Raw genomic sequence first — 20453 nt, forward strand, 5'->3', positions numbered from 1 at the left:
GAGCGGCAGGGCACAGGAACTGAACTGCCCCATGTGCTTGCTGGAGCGTATAGCCGGTGAGCCGCGCAAACTCCGCTTTCCGGATGCTAACCGGCACGAAGCTCTGCCGGACCCCGGCACAAAGTGCTCAGGTTCAATTCGTGCAGCGACGCCCCGGGGGTTGGTGTCTATGAGGATCATGGACCGGCGGCGGGGCGTACGAGGTCAGCGCTCCCCCACGTCTGCATCCGGACCTTGCTGACCACGTTCACCGCGGAGAGAAAATCCGCAGCATCGGAGGCATCAATTGAATTTGCGATGAACAGCTGTTCGACCCGCACCTCACCTGCCAAGGGGCATCTTCCAAGCCGTTTCTGCTGCGCCCTCTCGTAGACCACGTGTTTGAGTCCATGCGGAGTCTCCACCGCCGTATATATGCCTGTTACCCGCGGCGTTGCCACTCGCCGCTGTACCCGGCGGGCCGGAACCCCAGCGCAACGTTGATGGCCAGCATGTGTTCGTTCTCCGCCGCGTTGAACGTCAGGATCCGTTCAATCGAGGGATGTTCAGCCTTCAGCCGCCGCAGATTCTGTATCTTGACCAGCATGCCAAGCCGGCTGCCGCGGTGGGCCTTGGCGACCAGCGTGTCGTCCTGTACCGCTAACCAGGGTTTTAACCGGGAGTGCTGCAGGACCGAGTAGGCGGCCAGTTCACCACTCGGCTTGTGCCGCGCCACGGAGACCAGCGACCCCATGCCGGACTGCTCCCACTCATCCTCGACGTGCCGGACGCGCTTGGTGTCCCAGACCTGCGGATCGAAGTGGAGATCGCCTGCCGGGGTGTCGGTGCTCATCCGGGACATGAGAACGGCCATCTGATCGACGTATTCGTCGGGGCAGCGGTCCGTCCAGGTGAGGAGGTCATAGCGGTTCCCGGCGATCGGGCCTACCGTCTGCTCCAAGTCGTCCAGCGTTCCATCCGGTACGGGAAGATCCAGGGCGCTGAACTGGGTGACCTGTTCCAGCGTGTAGCCGGCGGCCAGTGCGAACTTCACCCCACGGGAATCGGCTGGCACTCCACCCATGCCTGTTGCCGGCTTCAGGATGTCAGGTTCGTGGGGATCAAAGCTGGCGGCATGTTCGGTGTAACTCTGCAGTGTTGTGCGGCCGTGGCCAGCCGCGATTTCCTCGGCATGAAGCAGCAGCATCTGCCCGATTTTGCTACCCGTGAACTCATGCAATACGTCAACCCGGACCAGCGCAGCCTGGAGGTTCTCCGCCTGCGGTAGACCGATACTCGACCTGGCCACCATGCGCCCATCGACGCGGACGAAGTAGAACTGCAGCTGTTTGTAGTCGTCGTCCCGCCATGATTCAAGGCGGGCTTCGCGGGGATTGGCCAGGTCAAGATTCCCCCACGTTTCCAGGATCAGGGCGTCGCTGAGTTCGCTGAACTCCAGGAAATCTTTGGCCTCCGGCGAGTCGGTAGAGGATGGCAGGACCAGCGGTTCTATGCGGAAGGAGGGCGCCATGGGATCAGCCCAGCCAGATGAGCGCGATTTCCGACCGCAGGGATCGGTAGGACTTCATTGCTGTTGTGATGAACACAGCTTGCTCCTAATCAGAGATGTAAATGGTTTGTTGTTTTGCACAGCCGCCGCACACCTCTCCGTGCAACGGCCATCGCCGCTTATTGGAGGTTTGGCCCTGCTCGCGGGGGCTTTAATACCGGGAGACTTTCTACTTTTGGAACCGGCACTTTCAGTCTGCGACTGCGTCCAGGCTGCTCGCTTCCGTGCTACCACTGCGGGTGCCACTGACAGTCTGGCGGTGCGCTCAGCCTCTTGCACGACACAAACCCCAAGGCCATGATCGGCGACGCGACTCGTGCTGAACGGCTGCAGGAGTCAACAGGTCCTCGCGCGGCGCATAAAAGGTAGCACCACGACAGCAGAGCCGGCTCCAACCAATCTCTGCAGCTGCCAAGACTGGTTCCTGACGAAGGCCTAAGACCCTCCGGGAGCTAAGTGATGATTCTGCTGCATCAGGGCGCCCGAGGGGAGCTGCCCCAGCTCGTAAGTTTTGCACGACAGGGTCGGATTCGGAACACCACCGCCGCAGGGGCGTTTCCGGGTACCCCTGCTTCTCGGAAACCGTGCTGGCACGGTAGTGCCCAATTCCCACGCAGACGCAACATGGAGTCACCGGGCTAAAAGAATCCGGAACCGGAACTTGGGCCTCTCGAGGTTTATCCATTTCCAATCAATCAGGACCGACACGGCTGCTGCCATCGCTCTGTGACACATGAGCCAAGGACGTCCACCCATCATCACCCAGGAGCGTTAATCATGTTTTCCAAAGCAACACCAACAAAAAAATCCCGCACTGCACGCCGCAAGATTGCTCTCATAGCCGCGGCTTCGCTCGCACTGACAACCATTCCCTTCGCCTTGGCCGCACCGGCCCAGGCAGCCACCACCAAACGCGTCTGCACGGTCGAAGCACTGAAGCCGCAATTTGCTGGGTACACCATTTACAAGGTCACGAAGGTCAACTACAAGATAAAGGTGCACTGCGAGAAGGCCCGGGACGTGCTCATCAAGCAAGAACGTTGGGAAGATGACTACACATATTGGCCTCCCTTCAACGGCAACGATTTCTTGGGTGCATCGTCATGGAACAACTACCGTGTCGAGGCGGGCAAGACGCTGATCATCAACAACGTCCGAACGCTCGTCAACGGAGAGCTTGGAGACGAGGAAGTCTTCCACAAGGCTGCCATCCGGGAGGGCTCGAGAGACCTAGGCATCTGGACGGATTGGTCAAAGTGGAGTGTCAGCGCCAACCTCTCGATTTCATAACTGCGCCGTGCTGTAAGGCAGTCTGGTGGCTCGGATTGTAGGTCGTCTCGGTCAGCCGGCCGGTGGAATCAGGCGGCCAACAGACCCCCTGTGGGATTGGGGAATAGATCACGCTGTCTGTGACAGTTCGAGGTTTCGTTTGGTTGGTTGATCCAGGTTTCCTGGGGCGCGCGAAAAAGAAAGAACGCGCGAAAAAGAAAGAAGAGGGGCGGTCCACAGGACCGCCCCTCTTCGGCCTATCTGCCTGCGTATACGAAAACAACTCGTCGACCAATCCCTTGGAACGCGCCTAACCACCGGTGACCTTCATCCATTGACGACCCTACGGTGCCCGCGTAGTACCTTGAGCAGGCGACTGCCGAGATGCTGCGCCCAAGTCCAACGACGCCATCGCTGAGAACCACCGGGCCCACAACTATCCGGTGGACGGCTTTCGCCTCAGCAACATCGACTCAGACGGTACCGAAGCCGACCCGACCATCCATCTCCTCAGCGCCGACGACTGGCTCGCCGCCAACCAGGTCACCCTGGTGCAGGGCCACTACAAACGCCGGTTCGACGTCGTGCTCTACTCCAAAGGCCTGCCCATTGCATTGAGCAGGGGTACCTTTTCGCTCATCTGTTGCTGCCCGGCCCGAGCGATACGCCGTGGACAGGGGAGGTCGGCGGAGTACGTGTGACGCTTGAGGTGCATCACGCCTGCTCCGCGTCAAGCTCCCCGTCGTCCTTGAGTTCGCCGGCAGCGACGCGCTCAGCGGTGCGCCGATAGGCCTCGGCGATATAGTCCTCAAGGTCGTGGGCCCCGATGCGCCAAATGGCCCGGCCGCCGACCTGGACAACGCGAAGCTCACCGCTCCTGATCAGCGACCGGATGAGGCTTTGCTTCACGTTCAGCTCTTCAGCAGCCTGGTCGATGGAGGAATCGGTGCTTCTTGGGTTCATCGGACACCGGACCATCCTAAGTGCAGGGCCGCTCTCATCGGGCGCTCCGGAATGCTCCTAGAATCCACGGGTCCCAGCTAGCCCTCACTCAAACACCTCTCGGCGAGCAGGTCCAGACTAGCGGGAGAAGCTGCCAACTCCACCGTTCCCTTGTCCGTACTGAGCGTGATGACTTTCCCTCGCGGGAATGCCGAGAATGGGGCCTTTACGGGCTCACCAATGGCCTGCAGTTGGGAGTAGATCTCGATGGGGCCGGCCAGGCGACCAGTGACCCCGGTCTTGGCTCGGAAAAGCAACCGCCGAAATTCTGCTTTCGCATATCCGAGGACCCATCTTTGCTTGAGCGCGGACCCAACCTCCCGATGGGCGCATTCAAAAAGCCCAAGTTCCGCGTCCAGCGCCACGCCGCCTCCTGATGGGGATGACAGGCAGCGCGACCAAGACCGTCACGGCAGCGACGGCCAAAGCCATAATGACCAGCGAAGGCCAAAACCCCACTCTGTCGTTCAAGGGATACACCACCAGTACGAGCAGTGCCACTGTCAGCATAGTGAAAACATTTGCGTCGTAGGCCTTTTCCACCCAGCCTTTGCGCGTCGGCTCCAGGCTTGATTCACTCATGGATAGTGCCTCACCTTCCTGTATATGACGCCGCTCTAAACCTTGGCCCCCGGCGCCCTGAGAGGGTGGCGGAACGAATGGCAGGATGGACCTCGTGGCGACAACGAGGCGGGGCAAGGCTCCGAACCAGGAGTGGGTCCTGATGTACCGGAAAGGGCTGACGCGTGACCGGATCGCCGCACTGTGGAAGCCGCGCCGTCAACGGTGAACTACCACCTGAGGATTGCCCGGACGCTGGAACCAGGGCTGGAATCCGACCACGAGTCGGCCGCCGGTATCAAACCCGCCCACGTCACCGCCCAGGGCCTGAAGCGCATTTGCAGCAACTGGTTTCCCTGGTCCAGGAAACGGGCCTGTACCCGTCCCGGCACTCCCCCAGCGAAGCCGAGCGGACATTGGCCGTTTGGCTGCAGTGCAGGCGAGAGGAGGCCAGGGCCGACAACCTCGCCCAGGCGTACCGGGACGGACTCGCAGGGCTGCCGGGCTGGCAGACGCCGCCACGACCCCAGGCGGACGAGTCCCGGTGGCAGCAACGGCTCGCTGCCCTGGTCGACTACCGGGCCGCAGGCAACGACTGGCCCCGGCACAAAGCCACGGTCGAAGGTCTGGAACATGATATGGGTGTGTGGTTGCATTATCAGCGGGCCGAACTGCACCGCGGCGAATTGGACGAGGCGAAGGTCCAGGCGCTGGACCGGGCCCTGCCTGGATGGCAGAGCGGCCGCCGTCGCGGACGGAAACCGCGGCAGAACGGCTAACTGCTTCCGCAAACAAGTCACGGGCAGCTCTCCCAAGGCAGGAAGGATGCGGAGGCGCAGATTGCTTTGGTAGGAGTTCCATGTCTGAATACGCGGCTCGTCTGCAGGTGCAGTCGTCCCCGTTTGAGTGGCCTGGTCAATTTTCACGGGAGCCGGTCTCCGTGACTCCAGCCAGCGTTCACGGTATGCGGATGTAAGACCGGGCTATCCGCCACCCTCTCGGAGCAGGCAAATGGAGCATGAAAACCCCGCGGTGGGGTGGCCAGGACAAAATAACGCCGCTTCAGTCAAAAGCGGTCATGCCTAGACGTCCTCGAACGGCTATGAAGTAGTAACGAATCACGGTGCCTACAACGACACGAGAAGGAGAGCCCCCGTAAAGAAAACCAGGGTCAACAGTGCTCTCCCTACAGGTTGGTCACACATCATGTAGCCCTCAGGCGCCGACACCATGAAGAGGCAGGAAACTACTTCGAGTCGAAGAGGAGGAGCGCGGTGAACTACCAACGACCTAGAAAAGAACCTCGCACCGAATTTGTCGCACGTCATGTTGGCAGAGCCAGGAACGTCCATGAACTGGTAACGAACAACAACCCGTCCATCCAGGAAGGCAAGGAGGCACCCAGGCACGGCACTGGCCACCAATGAAAAGGGCCCCCGAAGGGGCCCTTCATAACACAATAAGTGCACACTCAAAGGCCTAAAAGCCCCTGAACAGGGAAAACACGTGCCCGAGGTGGGACTCGAACCAGCCGCTCCCCCTGCAAATCCGCCACTCTTTCGAAAACATCCCCAATCCGCCCCAGTCCGAGGCCGGTACAACCGAATCCGAAGCCCAGGGTGTGCACAATGTGCACACCCTCTTTCGTGAGCATTTCTGCTGCTGTACCAGGTCGTGTGCCGCCGCCGTCCGCAGAGTAAGAGTCCCCAATTTAGCGCATGCCGTCGCTCCGCCCTGTGGCACCGACTTTCCGTGCAGTGCCGGAAAGCAGCGCACGACCTCGGTCGGGCCTAGATGTGCGGAACGGGCCGAGGACTGTGGTTCAGTGAGGGCCATGACGGTGCGACCTCCTTCGAACATCCATGGAAGAGCGAATCGAAGAGGACATGATCCAACCCTCGCCCTTATGCCAGCACTCAGCCCTACATTAGGCGCGGCACAGCCGAGACTCCCAGCGACTTCCCGGCATGACTCCGGGCGAAGCCGACTCCGACGAGCGTTGCAATCTCTATCGTGGCGTTCTGATCGTTGGCGTCGGTCCGCGCATATCCCAAATTCACGGCCCTGGCTTCCGTTTGTCTCGTCTCGGTTTAGGGCGTTCCTGAGACACTGCGGTGAGACCGACTTCTTGAGACAGTGCCGATAGTGTGAGTCGCAGCGATAAATGGCCGTCTTTTCGCAGCGCTATTTGTCACCCTCCACCCAGCACGTAAGCGGATCCCTCTACGGGCTGTCCCTGACGGTGGTCGGTGTGCTCGACGCCGTGAGAGTCCTGCAGGATAGGTTCTAGTCGACGAGTGCTGTGGGTTTCAGTAACTGGAAGGCCTCATCGAGCAGCTCCCGGGTCGTGATGGCACCGTTGCGGTGCACCAACTCTGCTGAGGAGACGTCGAGGCAGGTCAGAGCACACAGGGTGATTGCCCGTGCGTGGTACTGCCGTTCCGCTTCGGGGCCGGGCAGGGCGGCGGCGACCAATGGCACGAGAACGCTCATCCAGGCCAGGTGTTTCTCCGTGTTCCTGGCGCGCAGCGAAGGCGTCCCGATCATCACCCGCGTTGCACGCAACGCCCATTCCGGGTTCGATTCGACTGTCTCCACTACCGCCTCGAACCCTGACCGCAGGGCCTGCCATACCGGCATCGATTCCAGGGCCTGGCCTAGGCGCTGTCGAACAGGTTCACCGTAGATCATCGGGTCGCCGAGAACGACGTCCTCCTTGGAGGCGAAGTACCGGAAGAAGCTCCTCGGCGAAATACCTACCGCGGCTGCGATCTGGTCGACGGTGGTCTCGTCGAAGCCCTGCTCGTCGAACATCACAAGAGCAATCTCGGCGATCTGCTGACGGACGGCATCCCGGGTGCGCTGCCGCAACCCAACCCCACCACTGCTTGTACTCATGCAACGAGCATACAACGTCCAGGTTGACAGCCACTGACACAAACGACGTAGACTGTTATCACACGCGGGGTTGCGCCTGTGAACAAGGACCGCAACGCCCGGCTCACTCACCAAGGGAAAAGTCATGCCAACTACTGATCAGATTGATGTCTTCTTCACCTACCGCGTCCTGGATCAGGACCTCTTCGAGCAGTACCTCGCGACGGTGCTTCCCGTTACCGAGAAGGAAGAGCCGTACATCCTCGAGTACTCCTTGGCACGCGGCGCTGACGGGACGATCCTGCAGCACGAGCGGTACGAGAACGAGGAAGCGATCGCCCGCCACCTCGCCCTGACCGCTGACGGGCAAAAGATGTGGGGCGAGTCCACGGAACTCACCGACATCCGCTTCGTCGGGCCCCTCAGCGAGAAGTTCAGGACCGAGAACGCATTGGAACCCATCGCCTCCTGGTGGGACCGCTACCAGTCCGTCAACCGATAACAGAAGGACACATCATGCAGACACGCGCACTCGGCACCCAGGGCCTGAAAACGTCCGCCATCGGCTACGGCTCGATGGGGATCTCGATGGCTTACGGAGCGGCCGACGCCGAAGGCGGATCCTCCGCCATCCAGCGCGCCTACGACCTGGGCGTGACGTTCTTCGACACCGCCGAGCTGTACGGCTGGGGAGAGAACGAGAAGGTCGTCGGACAAGCGGTGAAGACCTTCCGCGACGACGTGGTCATTGCCACGAAGTTCGGCTTCACGCCCGACTACGGTTTCGATAGCCGACCCGAGCACATCCGCGAAGTCGTCGACAACAGCCTCCACTACCTCGGCATGGACCACATCGACGTCCTCTACCAGCACAGGGTCGACCCGAACGTCCCCATCGAGGACGTCGCCGAGACCGTGAAGGAGCTCATCGACGCCGGAAAGGTCAAGTACTTCGGCCTCAGCGAAGCAGGCCCCGAGACCATGCGCCGCGCTCACGCCGTTCAGCCCGTCTCGGTGCTCCAGACCGAGTACTCCCTCTTCGAGCGTGAAGTCGAGGTCCTGTTCCCGACCTTGGACGAGCTCGGCATCGGCTTCGTCCCCTACTCGCCCCTAGGACGCGGGTTCCTCACCGGCACCGCAAAGCCGGCCTCCACATACGAGGAGTCCGACATGCGCAGCTGGGACGCCCGCTGGCAGCCCGGCAACTTCGAGAAAAACGTCGAAGCCACGCGCCAGCTGACCGAACTCGCTGCGACTAAGGACGCCACCGTCGCCCAGCTCGCCCTCGCCTGGCTCCTCGCCCAGGGAGAGAACATTGTTCCGATCCCTGGCACCCGCAGCGCCAAGCGCGTGGAGGAGAACATCGGCGCCGCCGACCTCGCCCTCACCGAAGCCGACCTTACCCGCATCAAGGAAATCCTCCCCGAAGGAGGGTTCGGCTCCCGCTACCCCGAGGGCATGAACCCGAACTGGCAGTAATACCCGAACAACGATGAAGGCGCTAGGCGCGGGACCACACCAGGCCCCGCGCCTTCGCTTGCCCCGCTGCGGAGTGCTTGCTTAACGCCCACTCCGCTCGAAGTTAACAACATCCCAGCGTTTATAAGCAGGGTGTCCGTAAACCGGTCCCTCAGCGCGACAACCCCGCCTTGACGTGCGGTTTGCAGGGTGCCCGTTCGAGGTGTCGCATATACCCCCGCCCGTGGAAATTCGCATCGGGGGTAGCTCTTACGAGACGTCTCGTGAAGGACCGTTCGTGAAACAGAGTCGCCTACTGCTTCCTGTTCCGGCGTGTCCTGTCTCATGACCCGTGTCCGCGTTCTATGTATCGGAGGCGGCGTTTGCGTTACATCTGAGCATGGCTTTAATCGGGTACGCGCGTGTATCAACCAGGGACCAGAACCCCGAAGGACAAACGGACGTTCTCGAAGCTGCCGGATGCGAGAAGATTTTCGTTGAGCATGCCTCTGGTGTCCTCGCCCGACGGCCGGCACTTGACCAGGTGCTTGAGTATGTCCGGGACGGCGACACCTTGGTCGTTACGAAGCTGGACCGGCTGGGCCGCTCTGTGCGCAACCTCAAACAGGTCGCAGAGGAACTGCAGCAGCGCGGCATTGGCCTGCGTGCACTGTCGCAGGGAATTGACACGACGACACCCGGCGGCCGTCTGTTTTTCCATATGCTCGCCGCAATTGCTGAGTTCGAGCACGATCTGATTGTCGAGCGAACCCATGATGGACTCGCTGCCGCCCGCGCCCGCGGGCGCAAAGGCGGGCCAAAGTTCAAGATGACCGCGACCAAGATCTCCCAGGCGCGGGCGATGTACGACTCGAAGGAACACACGGTGCAGGAGATCGCGGACACCTTCGGAGTTTCCCGGCCTACGATCTACCGTCACCTGCAGGCACCGTCCGCCGGGCCTGTGCGGTAAGCAAAGGAACGTGCGGTGTTGCGGCCTAAGTTGAAAGCCGAGGACCGCGCCATGTTGCTGCGACGGCATGTCGAGGAAGGAATGCCGCTGACCCGCCTGGCTGCCGAGTCGGGTATCCCAGTCCGCACCATCCGCCACTGGATGTCCAGGTACCGGGATGGTGGCACAGTCGCCAGCCTGGAGCGCCTGCACGGTCTGACCGGGGAAAGCGCGAGATCCCGCAAGAGCTCATCGACGCGGTCGAAGGACTTGCCTTGCGCCGTCCCGCACCAACAGCTGCATTCATTCACCGCAGGATCGCCGACATTGCTTCAGCCCGTGGTATCCCTGCCCCGAGCTATTCGACAGTCCGGGCAGTGGTAGCTGGCATCGATCCGGGCCTCAGAACGCTCGCGCACGAAGGTGACGCTGCCTATCGGGACACCTTTGAACTGGTTTATCGCCGCAACGCCGGCCGCCCGAACGAGCAATGGCAGGCCGACCACACACTCCTTGACATCGAAGTCATCGATTCTAAGGGCCGCGGTGCGCGGCCTTGGCTCACGGTCGTGCTCGATGACTACTCCCGCGCGGTTGCCGGCTACACAGTATTCATCGGAGCGCCCAGCGCCGAGCAGACCGCCCTGGCGCTTCACCAGGCCGTCCGCGGAAAAGCGAAACCGTCCTGGCCCGTCATGGGGCTGCCCGACGTGCTGTACAGCGATCACGGCGCTGATTTCACCCCGCCCGGTTGGAGCGAGTCTGCCTTGATACCCACATTCAACTGATCCATTCCAGACCCGGAGTACCGCAAGGCCGGGGAAAAATCGAACGGTTCTACCGCACCGTCACCACAGAACTCCTGCCGCACCTTCCCGGCTACATCCCGCACCACACGCGAGGCCGGCCAACCAGCCCACCTGAACTGACCCTGCAGCAACTCGACAGGATCCTGGAGACATTCATCGTCTCGGAGTACAACCACCGTCGGCATTCATCAACGAATCAGGCGCCCGTGCAGCGGTGGTCCGCTTCGGGGCTCATCCCCAGAATGCCCGCGCACCCGGAAGACCTCGACCTGCTCCTGCTGACCGTAGCCACGACCAGGAAAGTACAGCGCGACGGCATCCAATTCGCCTCCACCCGCTACGTTTCTCCCGTGCTGGCCGCCTACGTCGGTGAACAGGTCACCGTCCGCTATGACCCCCGGGACATCGGAGAAATCCGTGTCTACTTCCACGACACCTTTCTTTGCCGGGCAATCGCCCCCGAACTGGCAACAGAGTCCATCACCCTGGACCAGCTACGCGACGCCAGAGCCCACCGGAAACGCGAGCTCAAACACCAGCTGCGCGAGCGGCGCAGCCTGGCCGAGGCTCTGCCCGCCGACACCCGCTACGCCCCCGCGACGCCCGAGGTGCAAGACCCCTCTGAAGCCTCACCCGTTCCCGAACCGATCCCAGGACACAAGCTGCGTGTTTATGAAACCGATTGATCCCGGCAAGCGCACCCTTTTGGACGGAAAGGATGACGGCAGCAGATTCCTCACTTACAAACTAGGCGAGATAAACAGCGCGGCCCCACCACCGCCTTCTGACCAGCCAGCCTTCCTGGCCACCAGAAAACACCGGCGCTTCACCGAATTTGCCAACACTGTTCGCACCCACAGGTACATAGGCCTCTGCTGGGGCCCGGCAGGAGTGGGCAAAACACTCTCGGCCCGCCACTACGCAGCAGTGGATGAATGGGACATCTGGCAAGCTGCCCTCACCGAGAGGGTTGAGCCGGTGCCGGAAAGGATCCTTGAAGCACGGACAGCGTTTTACACACCCACCGTCGCCGCAACCGTCCGTCAAATCGACCAAGGGCTACCGAACGCGTGCCAGCAGATCTCTTACGCGGTGGACTTCGCCGAACATGGAGTCATCGATCCTTTCGTGCACACCCAGTCCCGCTCCAGCGGCCGAACCGAGCTTCTGATCATTGACGAGGCCGACCGGCTCAAAGCGACAGGCCTGGAACAGGTGCGGGACTACTACGACCGTCACCACATGGGGGTGATTCTCATCGGCATGCCAGGAATCGAAAAACGCCTGGTCCGCTACCCGCAGCTATACAGCCGCATAGGCTTCGCCCACGAGTTCCGACCACTCACCACTGAAGAGCTCACAGCCGTACTTACCCAGCGCATGCCCTCAGGACCCTGCAACCCTGAGGACAACCTCGGGTACTCGACCGCTGTCGCGACCATCGCCAGAATTACAGGCGGAAACTTCCGTCTCGTGGACAGGCTGCTCACCCAAATACGGAGGATACAAACGCTCAACCACCTCGACGCACTCACACCCGAGGTCGTCGACGCAGCCAGGGAAACACTCCTGATAGGCCACTAAGCCGTGCATTTTTCGGGCCAAATAGCTCTGCGATTCACAGTGCCGATAGCAAACCCGGCGGACTAACCACCTTCCCATAGAACTTGAGTTCTTGAGACGCCACGCGTGGTCCTACCAAGAGACGTCAGGTAGTGCCGGGTCTGCCGCCACCACCGCGATCACCTCGGAACAGCCAGTCCGCCAGGGCAGCTTCGGATCTAAGCTCTTTCAAAGGGATGTCAACGCGTGGAAGGGACCAGTCATGGTAGATAGCACGGCTCACGAGACAGTCACCAAGGTGCACGCGGAGCACCAGGAGAAGTTCAGGGCTCATCATGAGCGGTTCGCAGCACAATCCTGGTACGACGTCGATCCCCGTCTGGCGCTGCTGCTGGCCCCGATCTTCAAAGGTGACCCGGACACAACCATTGAGCTCACCGTGGTGGCGGACGGCACCGTCATTTCCGGATCGGTCGTATCCGAACAGGCATGGGCAAGGCGGCAGCATGACCAGATCCGCCCCGGCAGTCCCGCCATCGCGGACGCCCTCGATGCCTTGGAGTCGGCAATGGACGAACAGCGGCACCGGGCAGCGGCAGAAACGAACGCCAACCCGCAGCTGAAAACCCAAGACCGGTACATCCATTTCCTGGGCCCCCTGCTACTGTCCGGCGGAGACCATGTGCACCTGCAGGCCACCAGGGTCGACCTCCGCAAAGTCTCCGCGTGGAGCATTGGTCGGGTGCCTGCGGACCAGGAGCTGTAGCGCTTCCCTGGTAAGGCGACCGGGATCCAAGGGGTGGAAGACGACGGCCGCTGAGAAGGCAGGCTATAGCCGTGACCAACCCAGCGCACCCTGCGCCGGCCCATACGATGGCCGGGAAAGCGTCCTGGCGTTTCACCTGGCTCACTCTATGAGCGCTGCTGTTCCACCGGAGCAGCTAAGGCCGACCCCGTGACCCACTGGACGACCATCGCCGTCCTCCTTCTCTTCGGCGCGGTCGACGGCTGGGCGCACCGCCTCGATCAAGTCTCCGCATAGGGGGAAAGCCGCAGGGTGGGAACAACGCACGTCATGGTGTTTGGGCTCCTTCAAGCATTTCATGGAAGAAGGACTAGAAACGGGCAGTTGACGAAAGGTCAAGTATCGGCGTTTTGAAAATGGTCGGGGGAGAAGCCCCAAAAGGGGTCGCGCCGCGGCATCACGTCGGGCTTTCTCCCTCGCTACCCATGGGCTCAAACTTGCTCGGCCAGTGCCCGGTTCACGGCCGGGATGTCCAGAAAGGCGGGGTCATAAGGTTCATCCGACCCGGTCATGTCGGCCACCCACTCGCGAAGCAGCGAGGCGCCTATAAGGGTGGAAGAAAACGCGCCGGAACGTGCCGCGGAGCTCGTGCGGCGGGCGGCCGATGGAATTCCCAAATCCGTCCTCGCCACCGTGTACGGAATTAGCCTCGAGACGGCGTATCAGTACCTTCACCAGGCCAAGCTTTCCTGGGGCCTGCCCTTCGCACGTTTACTGGATGTCCTGTTCGGCCGAGTAGCGGCCTGGGACCCAGCCTCGCTGCTCAGGTTCCGATACCGAGGTGCGCGCCGCCAGCCACATCCAGGGATACGCCGGTGATGTAGCGGTTGTCCGGGTCGGCTAGGAAAAGGATGGCGCGGGCGACTTCGTCGGGCTCGGCGAACCGGCGCATCGGCAGCTGCGCGGCGCGCTTGGCCCGGTTGGCTGCTGCGTCCGGTCCTGAGTCTTTTGCGAATTGTGCCCACATCGGGGTGTTTACCGGGCCAGGGGCGATGGCGTTGACCGAGATGCCGTTGGGCCCGAGCAGCTCGGCGAAGGACCACATGATGTGAAGTACCGCGAGTTTGCTTGCGTTATATGGCAGGTAGTTGAGTCGCGCTTCTTTGGCTGCAACGGAGGAGAGGATCACGATGGCACCTGGAGTTCCGGTCCCTATCATTGACTGTGCCGTTTCGCGCACCATCGAGAAGGTGCCGGAGGCGTTGATCCGCATGATGGAGTCGAATTCTTCCGTCGTGGTTTCCATGATGCCCGGCGTGGGGCCCAGGACCCCGGCTGCGTGGACGAGTGCGTCGATGCACCCGTACTTCGTTGTGGTGTCGCGGACGACTCTGGCGCATTGTTCTTCGGAGGTGATGTCGAGCGGGAAGAAGCCGGCCAGCTCTTGGCCCTCCTTCGGCGCGCGGTCGGCACCTATGACGAGGGCCCCTTCGGCTGTGAGTGCGTCGACGACTGCGTTGCCGATTCCGCCGCTTGATCCGGTTACCAGAACGACTTGGTCTTTAAGGCTCATCTGTTGACTCCGCTTGTCCGTTGCTGCCCTGCGGTTGGCTTGTGGGCTGCTCGTTTCATCTTTCTAGGTCCTTACTTGAGGTGTCGTCGAAGTTTGCCCTCGCTGCGGGCCGCGGTCGCGTCAGCAGGCGTCGGCGGGTGCCTGATCTGCTGCTGCGCTGTTGAAGCTGGGTTGTCTGCCATCCCCCGTCCAGGGTGGCGCACCTGCCCATGCTGTTTAGCTGTTGCCGCTCGTGGCGTGGCTTGCCCATTGCCGGCCTTCTTGTTCTTCTGCGGGCAGTCCGGAAGCGGCGAGGATCCGGTCGAGCAACCGCTGGGTTTGGACGGCTTCGCGGCCGGATGTGAGTGGCTGTGCCCGGTCAGCGACCCGGTCCAGGAAGTGGTGGACGGCGGCGGCGAATCCTAGTGTTTCGGTCGCTGTTGCCCAGCCGTAGGCCTCGGCGCTGAGTTCGCGGGATGTGGTGACTCCCCTGACTGTGGTCGACACTGTTTCGGGTGCGCGGACCTCCACGGTCTTGCCGTCGCCGTAGGCGTCGAGTTTCTCGTTCCAGGCGCCTGCTGTTCGGGCAGCCATGAGTACTCCTGTGTTGCCGGTGTCAAAGCGGATCATGGCTGCGACGCCGTCTTCTTCCCAGGGGTCATCACCGGCCGCGTGCGCGGTAACGTCCACGGGTTCGCCGCCGCAGTACCAGCGGAGCAGATCGACCATGTGAATGGCGTTCTCGAACGTTGCACGGTATTCCGATCCGGGGCGGTTCTTTTGCGCAACGCAGAACGTAGCGCCCTTCTCACCGAACGCCTCGCGCCCTGCCGTGTAGACCGGCGCGTAGCGGCGGTTGAAGTCGACCATCAGGATGCGGCCGCGCTCGTCGGCCAGGTCCGCCAAATGTTCTGCCTCCTCGGTGGCCGGGGCCAGGGGTTTTTCGCAGAACACGTCGACGTCGTTGTTAAGGCAGAGCTGGACGGCGTGGGCGTGTTCGGACCGGGGTGTGAGGACGAAGACGGCGTCCAGGTCCTGCGCGTCCAGCATGTCCTCCGCTGATCGGTATGCGGCGCCGAAGCCCCAGCGCCGGACCAGGTTTCCCGGGTCCTCGCGGCGGGATACCAGGGCTGCCAGCTCGACGTCGTCGCGCTGGACGAGTGTGGGCAGTTGGGCGATGGTGGCGATGTTGCCTGCACCGATGACGCCGACGCGGAGGCGCTGGCCGTTCATCGGGCGTTCTCCATTTCTGCAAGTTCAGTGAGCATCGCGCGCAGCGCGGTCGCGGATTCCCGGAATCCGTCCTCGGGGGTTGGGAGGTCTTGCGGGTGCCAGCGGAACTCGTACTCGATGCTTAGCAGGTCGTTGTAGCCGTGGCGCAGCAGGGCTGCGAGGATCTGGGGCCAGGGAAGGACGCCGGTGCCGATGACCCGTGATCGGACGGCGCGCTCGGATGCGTTGACGCGGGCTGTTTCCGTGGCGCGGAAGGCCGCGTTGGGATCGCTGAACACAAGGTCCTTCACGTGGACGTGACCGATCAGGTTGCCTTGAACGGCAAAGGCCTCGTCGAACGTCTCGTCGTGGGTGAAGGTGAGGTTGGCCTGGTCGTAGAGAACTCGAACGGCCGGGTTGGCGACCTCCTGGACGAGCGCGGCGGTTTCTGCCGCGGTCTGGGTCATGGTGCCGAAATGGTTCTCCACGCACAGACGCACGCCGGCCTGCTCCGCCTCAGGTGCCAGGGTCTGCAGGGCCTCCCGCAATTTCGCCCATCGTACGGCACGGTCGGCGTCACCGGGATGCCAGGACCCCGCGTACACGCGGACCCGGTCGGCGCCGAGCAGATGGGCGGTTTCAATCGCGCCACGGAATTCGTCGACTCCTCCGCGCCACTCGCTCTCATCCAGGGAGTTGATGGCAGTGGTGTAGGGGGTGAGGCCGATGATGGGCAGGCCCTCGCCTTCGGCCGCCTTCAGTGCTTCCAGGGCGGCGCGCCGGTCCCCCTGAGGGAGACCTGAGGTGTAGCCGTCCTGGTAGATGACTTCGGCGGCGTCGAGGCCCGCGGCCCGGAAAAGCTTTAGTGCCTGGGGGACCGTGTGGTGTGGGGTGCCCAGTGTGTGTCCTGCAAGCCTCATTGTTGATTGTCCTTCCTGAAAGTGTCTTGTGTGGCTGTCCAGTCCGCTGGACCGACGAGCCGGGGTGGGGATGCGACGCGGGACCGGTCGACGATTTCCATCAGCAGCCCCCAGGGGGTTATGAAATAGGTCCAGCGGTTACCGGCCACGCGCGGGCTGTCGCCGGCGACTTCCTTGCGCTCCCCGAGTACCCGGACTCCCGGGGTTTCCTGCAGCACCGCGATCGCTTCGTCGACGTCGTCCACCACGAAGCACAGGTGGTGCCCGCCGGCGTCGCAATGCCGCGGTGGGATGTCGCGCCGCTCGGCGCTGCTCCATTCGAACAGCTCGATGTTCAGGTTCGGGGGCAGTCGGAGCATGGCGAGGGTGAGCCGGGCATCAGCGGGGACATCGAAGTTGGTGGGCATGAACTCGTGGTCAGGTCCGCGGTCGGAGCGGTACAGCTCCTCGGCGCCGAGCACCTCGACGAAGAACCTGATGGCGTCTTCGAGGTTAGGAACTGTCAGGCCGACGTGGTCGGTGTGCTGTAGTCCGGGCAGCCGCCGCAGGCTTACTTCGGTGGCCGCGGTCATTTGCGCGGTCCTGAGGTGGAGGCGCGCACCAGAAGTTCAGGTTCGAGAACGACGTGGTCCACCGAGCCGTTCAGGTTCTGCTTTTCCGCCAGTTCGATGGCGATGTTTCCCATGTCTGCGATCGGCTGCCGTACGGTGGTCAGGGGCGGGTTGAACCGTGCCCCCAGGGCCAGCCCGTCAAAGCCCATGACCGAGACGTCCTCAGGTACGCGGATGCCGCTTTGGCCCAGGGCCGAGATGAGCGCGAAGGCGACCATGTCGTTGGCGGCGATAATCGCCGTCGGGGGATTTTCCATCTCCAGGTAGTGTTTGGCCGCGCGCGCTCCTGCGTCGGGGTCGGAGCCGCTGTCGAGTACAAGGGGCGTGCCGTTGCCTTCGGCTGACAGCTCCAGGTAGGCGTCCATCCGGTCCTGGGCGGTGTGCGTGCCGGCGATACCGGAAACGTAGCCGATGGACGTGTGACCCAGCGAATGCAGGTGGTCCAGGGCCAGCATGATTCCGCGGCGGCTGTCGACGGTGACGGTTGGGACTGAAGTGTCGTCTTCCACGCGGTCGATCACCACCACCTTGTGGCCGAAATCGAAGCGTTTCAGGGCCTCGGTGTCGACTTTGGTGGAGGGTGCGACGATCCCGAAGGGTGCGTACATGGCCTGCATTGCGGTGAAATACCCGTCGGTCTTGGCGGGGTCTCCGTTCGTGACGCACAGCAGCAGCTGGTAGCCGCGCTCGTCAGCGGCCTGCGTCATGGTCTTGGCTAGTTCTGCAAAGAACGGGTTGGTGATGTCAGGGACGATCAGCGGGACGAAGGTGCTGGTCTTTCGACGCAGAGCCTGGGCGAGCGGGCTCATGGTGTAGCCGAGCCCTTCGGCGACGCGGAGGATATGTTCGCGGGTTTCGCTTTTCACCGCCTCCGGCCGGGAGAATGCCCGGGACACCGTTGAGCGGTGGACACCGGCCGCCTTCGCAACAATGTCAATACTCAGGTCAGCCATTTTCTCTTCCTCCGTGGTCGTCATATGCCTGCCAAATCGGGCGCATCACATCTTCGAGCTGGGCCAGTGTTGGCAGCCCCTGGAATCCATCTTCCAGCGTCTGCGCGACGCGGCGTACGAACGGGTCATAGAGAGGGTCGCTGTCCACCTCGATCACGGCGGATTCCGTTGTCCCGTCCAACGCGGTGAACGTGGCAGAACCGTCGGAGTTGACGGAGGCGAATCCGACCTCGCCTGCCGACGTGTAGCTGCAGTAGCGCTTCAACGGCGAACCCGGGAAGGCGTACCCGACCTCGATGATGGCTTCTCGCCCGCTGGGGGTGGTGATGATGAGGCTGGCATGGTCCTCAACAGCCCCGCCGTGCAGAACCGAAGAGAGCCGGGAATCGACGTTCTCCGCTGACTCGTCACAGCCCTGCAGGAACAGGTCGACGAAATGCGGTCCCAGGTTCGCCAGGCACCCACCACCTGCAGTGGCAGGGTCCAGCATCCAGGGATTGCCGTTATCCAGGTAGCGCGAGGGCGGCCCGGCGATAAAGGACATCCTCTGGTACGTCGGCCGACCGGCCTTGGCCAGCCAACGGTCGGCAGGGCCGCCCCGCTGAACGAACGGGACTGTCGCGGGCACACCGGCCGCGTCCGCAGCCTTCCGCACCTGCGAAAGTTCCGCAAGGGAGGTACCCAGAGGCTTCTCCACCACGAACGGAATGCCGCGCTCGATCAGCGCAAGACACTTTTCCGCCATGCCACTGTGCGGGCCGAAGACATAGGCAAGCCCAAGATCCGGCAGATCCACCAGGCTCCGCCAGTCAGCCTCTACGGGAGCGCTCCACGCTTCCGCAAGTCCCCGGACGAGCGACACGTCCTCGTCACTGATGCCGACGACCTGGTGTTCTTCGCCGATCGCCGGCGCACAGAGCGGGACGTGCCAGTGCGAAGCACCAAGGATGATCGTGCGTGGTCCACTCATCGGCCAGCTCCTTTGCTAAGTATGAGATCGATTGCTGAGATCGGTTGCAATAACACTATGGATGGTGGGAGAGTTTGTCAACGACACTTCAACAGCGGCCCAAGGGGTGCTCCCGAACAGGGGAAGCTGCCTGGGCCAGAAGAAAGGCCAGCAATGTACAAAAAACTCCGAACCCTGCAGACCATCGACGAATCCGGTGCCGTCCTGATCGTCCGCCTCGAGAACGCTGACGTGGCAGAACGCGTGGCGGAAGCCGCGATCGCCGGAGGTTTTCGCGCACTGGAAATCACGCTCTCGATCCCGGGCGCCGTGGACGTAATCCGCCAACTCTCTGCCAAGCACGGGCCTAACGGAGTAGCGGTGGGAGCCGGAACAGTTCTGGACGAGCACGCAGCCTACGAGTGCATCCGTGCCGGCGCTGACTTCCTGGTCAGTCCCCAACTGAACCCGGCAATGATCCGGACAGCCAACCGCTACCAGATACCCACCATCAGCGGCGCCTACACACCCACTGAGCTTGTTAACTCCGCCGAAGCCGGTGCTGACATCCTCAAGCTCTTCCCCACCGAAGCCGGCGGCATCCCCTACGCCAAGTCAGTTCTAGCCCCGCTCGCACATCTGCCGATTATGCCGGCAGGCGGCGTAACCGTAGAGAACGTAGGCGAATGGTTTGCGGCTGGCGTAGCAGGTGTCGGTGTCGGCAGCTACGTGACCAAAGCATGGCAGCGGGATGGTGACTTCTCCCGCGTTACCGAGGCCGCCAGGGAGTTCCTCTCAGCAGTGGCAGAGGCCCGCCAATGACAGCTCCGAAAGTCTTCATTGTCATCGGCCCTGCCGGATCCGGAAAGACGACCATTGCCCAGCAAACAGCAAAAGAGCATGGTGCTGCATATCTGGACAAGGACCGGATCTGCGGCCGCCTTGTCGAGTTTGTTTTGAAGGCGACCGGACACGACCCCGCCGACCGGGAATCCAACGACTTCTACCGGGAAAATCTGCTGCCCTTGGAGTACGAGACGCTCATGGATGTAGCCGGAGTGAACCTGCGCCTGGGACGATCGGTCGTACTCGATGCACCCTTCGGCGCGTACTTCGCCGTACCGGACTACCTTACGCGCGCCGGGGAAGATTTCCACTGGCCTCTCTCGGAGACCACGGTGGTGCGGGTACAGGTCTCTCAAGACGTGCTCCGAGAACGACTTCTTCAGCGGGGCCTGGAGAGGGACCGGTGGAAACTTGCGCATTGGGACGAGTACTGGGCATCGTATGGCAGCTTGGACTGCACCTGGTCCGGAGTCCGTTTCCTTGATCTCAATAATGAGAAGTCCCTGACAATTCAGGGATGACTCTTCTGGTCCGGCTCGTGTGGATCGGTCCCCGTTCGCCGTCTTGTTTCGTGCTGGCGAAAGGTTTGGACCTTACGTTCTCTGAATAAAAAATCACCGTTGAC

General features: G+C 62.2%; 23 protein-coding genes. 13 read left to right on the forward strand and 10 right to left on the reverse strand.

What is annotated here, in order from left to right; all coding sequences use genetic code 11:
- Window positions 1–421: 421 nt before the first annotated feature.
- Window positions 422–1510, reverse strand: a complete 1089-nt coding sequence (locus J7I85_RS07485) for a GNAT family N-acetyltransferase (RefSeq protein ID WP_214848973.1) — start codon at window positions 1508–1510, stop codon at window positions 422–424.
- 816 nt (window positions 1511–2326) lie between these two features.
- Here J7I85_RS07485 and J7I85_RS07490 point away from each other — a divergent pair.
- Complete coding sequence (locus J7I85_RS07490; protein ID WP_214848975.1) at window positions 2327–2839, forward strand: hypothetical protein; 513 nt, start codon at window positions 2327–2329, stop codon at window positions 2837–2839.
- Window positions 2840–3261: 422 nt separating this feature from the next.
- Entirely contained in the window at window positions 3262–3519 is a 258-nt protein-coding gene (locus J7I85_RS24945) for a hypothetical protein (protein WP_251024052.1), read from the forward strand.
- A 13-nt stretch (window positions 3520–3532) separates the two neighbouring features.
- Here the strand turns inward: J7I85_RS24945 and J7I85_RS07500 are convergent, their stop codons facing one another.
- Together J7I85_RS07500 and J7I85_RS07505 are read right to left on the reverse strand one after the other, a co-directional pair.
- Window positions 3533–3781 (reverse strand): helix-turn-helix domain-containing protein, encoded by a 249-nt coding sequence (locus tag J7I85_RS07500; RefSeq protein WP_251024053.1) that lies wholly within the window; start codon window positions 3779–3781, stop codon window positions 3533–3535.
- Window positions 3782–4153: 372 nt separating this feature from the next.
- Window positions 4154–4402 carry a hypothetical protein gene (locus J7I85_RS07505; RefSeq protein WP_214848977.1) on the reverse strand — a complete coding sequence of 83 codons (249 nt, stop codon included), beginning with the start codon at window positions 4400–4402 and terminating at the stop codon, window positions 4154–4156.
- Window positions 4403–4719: 317 nt separating this feature from the next.
- On the opposite strand from J7I85_RS07505, the gene J7I85_RS07510 reads away from it, so the two are divergent.
- A complete protein-coding gene (locus tag J7I85_RS07510; protein ID WP_214848980.1) occupies window positions 4720–5160 on the forward strand; it encodes a helicase associated domain-containing protein in 441 nt (146 codons plus the stop codon).
- A gap of 1507 nt (window positions 5161–6667) precedes the next feature.
- On the opposite strand, the gene J7I85_RS07515 is transcribed toward J7I85_RS07510, so the two are convergent.
- A complete protein-coding gene (locus J7I85_RS07515; RefSeq protein ID WP_214848982.1) occupies window positions 6668–7279 on the reverse strand; it encodes a TetR family transcriptional regulator in 612 nt (203 codons plus the stop codon).
- 124 nt (window positions 7280–7403) lie between these two features.
- Here J7I85_RS07515 and J7I85_RS07520 point away from each other — a divergent pair, with 124 nt between their 5' ends.
- From J7I85_RS07520 to J7I85_RS07545, 8 genes are all read left to right on the forward strand, one after another.
- A complete protein-coding gene (locus J7I85_RS07520; protein WP_214848984.1) occupies window positions 7404–7760 on the forward strand; it encodes a hypothetical protein in 357 nt (118 codons plus the stop codon).
- Window positions 7761–7774: 14 nt separating this feature from the next.
- Window positions 7775–8737, forward strand: coding sequence for an aldo/keto reductase (locus J7I85_RS07525; protein ID WP_214848992.1), 963 nt, complete (start codon window positions 7775–7777; stop codon window positions 8735–8737).
- 379 nt (window positions 8738–9116) lie between these two features.
- On the forward strand, window positions 9117–9689 hold the full coding sequence (locus J7I85_RS07530) for a recombinase family protein (RefSeq protein WP_214848995.1): 573 nt from the start codon (window positions 9117–9119) through the stop codon (window positions 9687–9689).
- Window positions 9690–9770: 81 nt separating this feature from the next.
- Entirely contained in the window at window positions 9771–10052 is a 282-nt protein-coding gene (locus J7I85_RS24950) for a helix-turn-helix domain-containing protein (protein WP_251024058.1), read from the forward strand.
- Window positions 10046–10456, forward strand: coding sequence for a transposase family protein (locus tag J7I85_RS24955; RefSeq protein WP_308159421.1), 411 nt, complete (start codon window positions 10046–10048; stop codon window positions 10454–10456). Before J7I85_RS24950 ends, J7I85_RS24955 begins: the two co-directional genes overlap by 7 nt.
- Window positions 10420–11163 (forward strand): Mu transposase C-terminal domain-containing protein, encoded by a 744-nt coding sequence (locus J7I85_RS24960; RefSeq protein ID WP_251024055.1) that lies wholly within the window; start codon window positions 10420–10422, stop codon window positions 11161–11163. The genes J7I85_RS24955 and J7I85_RS24960 overlap by 37 nt, the downstream gene beginning before the upstream one ends.
- Window positions 11150–12061, forward strand: coding sequence for an AAA family ATPase (locus J7I85_RS07540; protein ID WP_214849082.1), 912 nt, complete (start codon window positions 11150–11152; stop codon window positions 12059–12061). The genes J7I85_RS24960 and J7I85_RS07540 overlap by 14 nt, the downstream gene beginning before the upstream one ends.
- A gap of 241 nt (window positions 12062–12302) precedes the next feature.
- Window positions 12303–12806, forward strand: a complete 504-nt coding sequence (locus tag J7I85_RS07545; protein ID WP_214848998.1) for a hypothetical protein — start codon at window positions 12303–12305, stop codon at window positions 12804–12806.
- An 802-nt stretch (window positions 12807–13608) separates the two neighbouring features.
- On the opposite strand, the gene J7I85_RS07550 is transcribed toward J7I85_RS07545, so the two are convergent.
- From J7I85_RS07550 to J7I85_RS07575, 6 genes are all read right to left on the reverse strand, one after another.
- Window positions 13609–14358, reverse strand: coding sequence for an SDR family NAD(P)-dependent oxidoreductase (locus J7I85_RS07550; protein WP_214849003.1), 750 nt, complete (start codon window positions 14356–14358; stop codon window positions 13609–13611).
- A gap of 216 nt (window positions 14359–14574) precedes the next feature.
- Window positions 14575–15570, reverse strand: a complete 996-nt coding sequence (locus tag J7I85_RS07555; protein ID WP_214849005.1) for a Gfo/Idh/MocA family protein — start codon at window positions 15568–15570, stop codon at window positions 14575–14577.
- A complete protein-coding gene (locus J7I85_RS07560; RefSeq protein WP_214849013.1) occupies window positions 15567–16469 on the reverse strand; it encodes a sugar phosphate isomerase/epimerase in 903 nt (300 codons plus the stop codon). The genes J7I85_RS07555 and J7I85_RS07560 overlap by 4 nt, the downstream gene beginning before the upstream one ends.
- Window positions 16466–17041, reverse strand: coding sequence for a VOC family protein (locus J7I85_RS07565; RefSeq protein ID WP_214849027.1), 576 nt, complete (start codon window positions 17039–17041; stop codon window positions 16466–16468). The genes J7I85_RS07560 and J7I85_RS07565 overlap by 4 nt, the downstream gene beginning before the upstream one ends.
- Window positions 17038–18033, reverse strand: coding sequence for a LacI family DNA-binding transcriptional regulator (locus J7I85_RS07570; protein ID WP_214849040.1), 996 nt, complete (start codon window positions 18031–18033; stop codon window positions 17038–17040). The genes J7I85_RS07565 and J7I85_RS07570 overlap by 4 nt, the downstream gene beginning before the upstream one ends.
- On the reverse strand, window positions 18026–19003 hold the full coding sequence (locus J7I85_RS07575) for a Gfo/Idh/MocA family protein (protein ID WP_214849043.1): 978 nt from the start codon (window positions 19001–19003) through the stop codon (window positions 18026–18028). The genes J7I85_RS07570 and J7I85_RS07575 overlap by 8 nt, the downstream gene beginning before the upstream one ends.
- Window positions 19004–19156: 153 nt before the next feature.
- Between J7I85_RS07575 and J7I85_RS07580 the strand changes: the two genes are divergently transcribed.
- Both J7I85_RS07580 and J7I85_RS07585 read left to right on the forward strand, forming a co-directional pair.
- Complete coding sequence (locus tag J7I85_RS07580) at window positions 19157–19804, forward strand: bifunctional 4-hydroxy-2-oxoglutarate aldolase/2-dehydro-3-deoxy-phosphogluconate aldolase (RefSeq protein WP_214849047.1); 648 nt, start codon at window positions 19157–19159, stop codon at window positions 19802–19804.
- Window positions 19801–20349: an ATP-binding protein gene (locus tag J7I85_RS07585; RefSeq protein WP_214849051.1), complete on the forward strand. Its 549-nt coding sequence runs from the start codon at window positions 19801–19803 to the stop codon at window positions 20347–20349. Before J7I85_RS07580 ends, J7I85_RS07585 begins: the two co-directional genes overlap by 4 nt.
- The last annotated feature ends 104 nt before the right edge of the window (window positions 20350–20453 follow it).

Origin of the sequence: Arthrobacter sp. ISL-65 (genome assembly GCF_018613795.1) — a bacterium.
Taxonomy (GTDB): domain Bacteria; phylum Actinomycetota; class Actinomycetes; order Actinomycetales; family Micrococcaceae; genus Arthrobacter.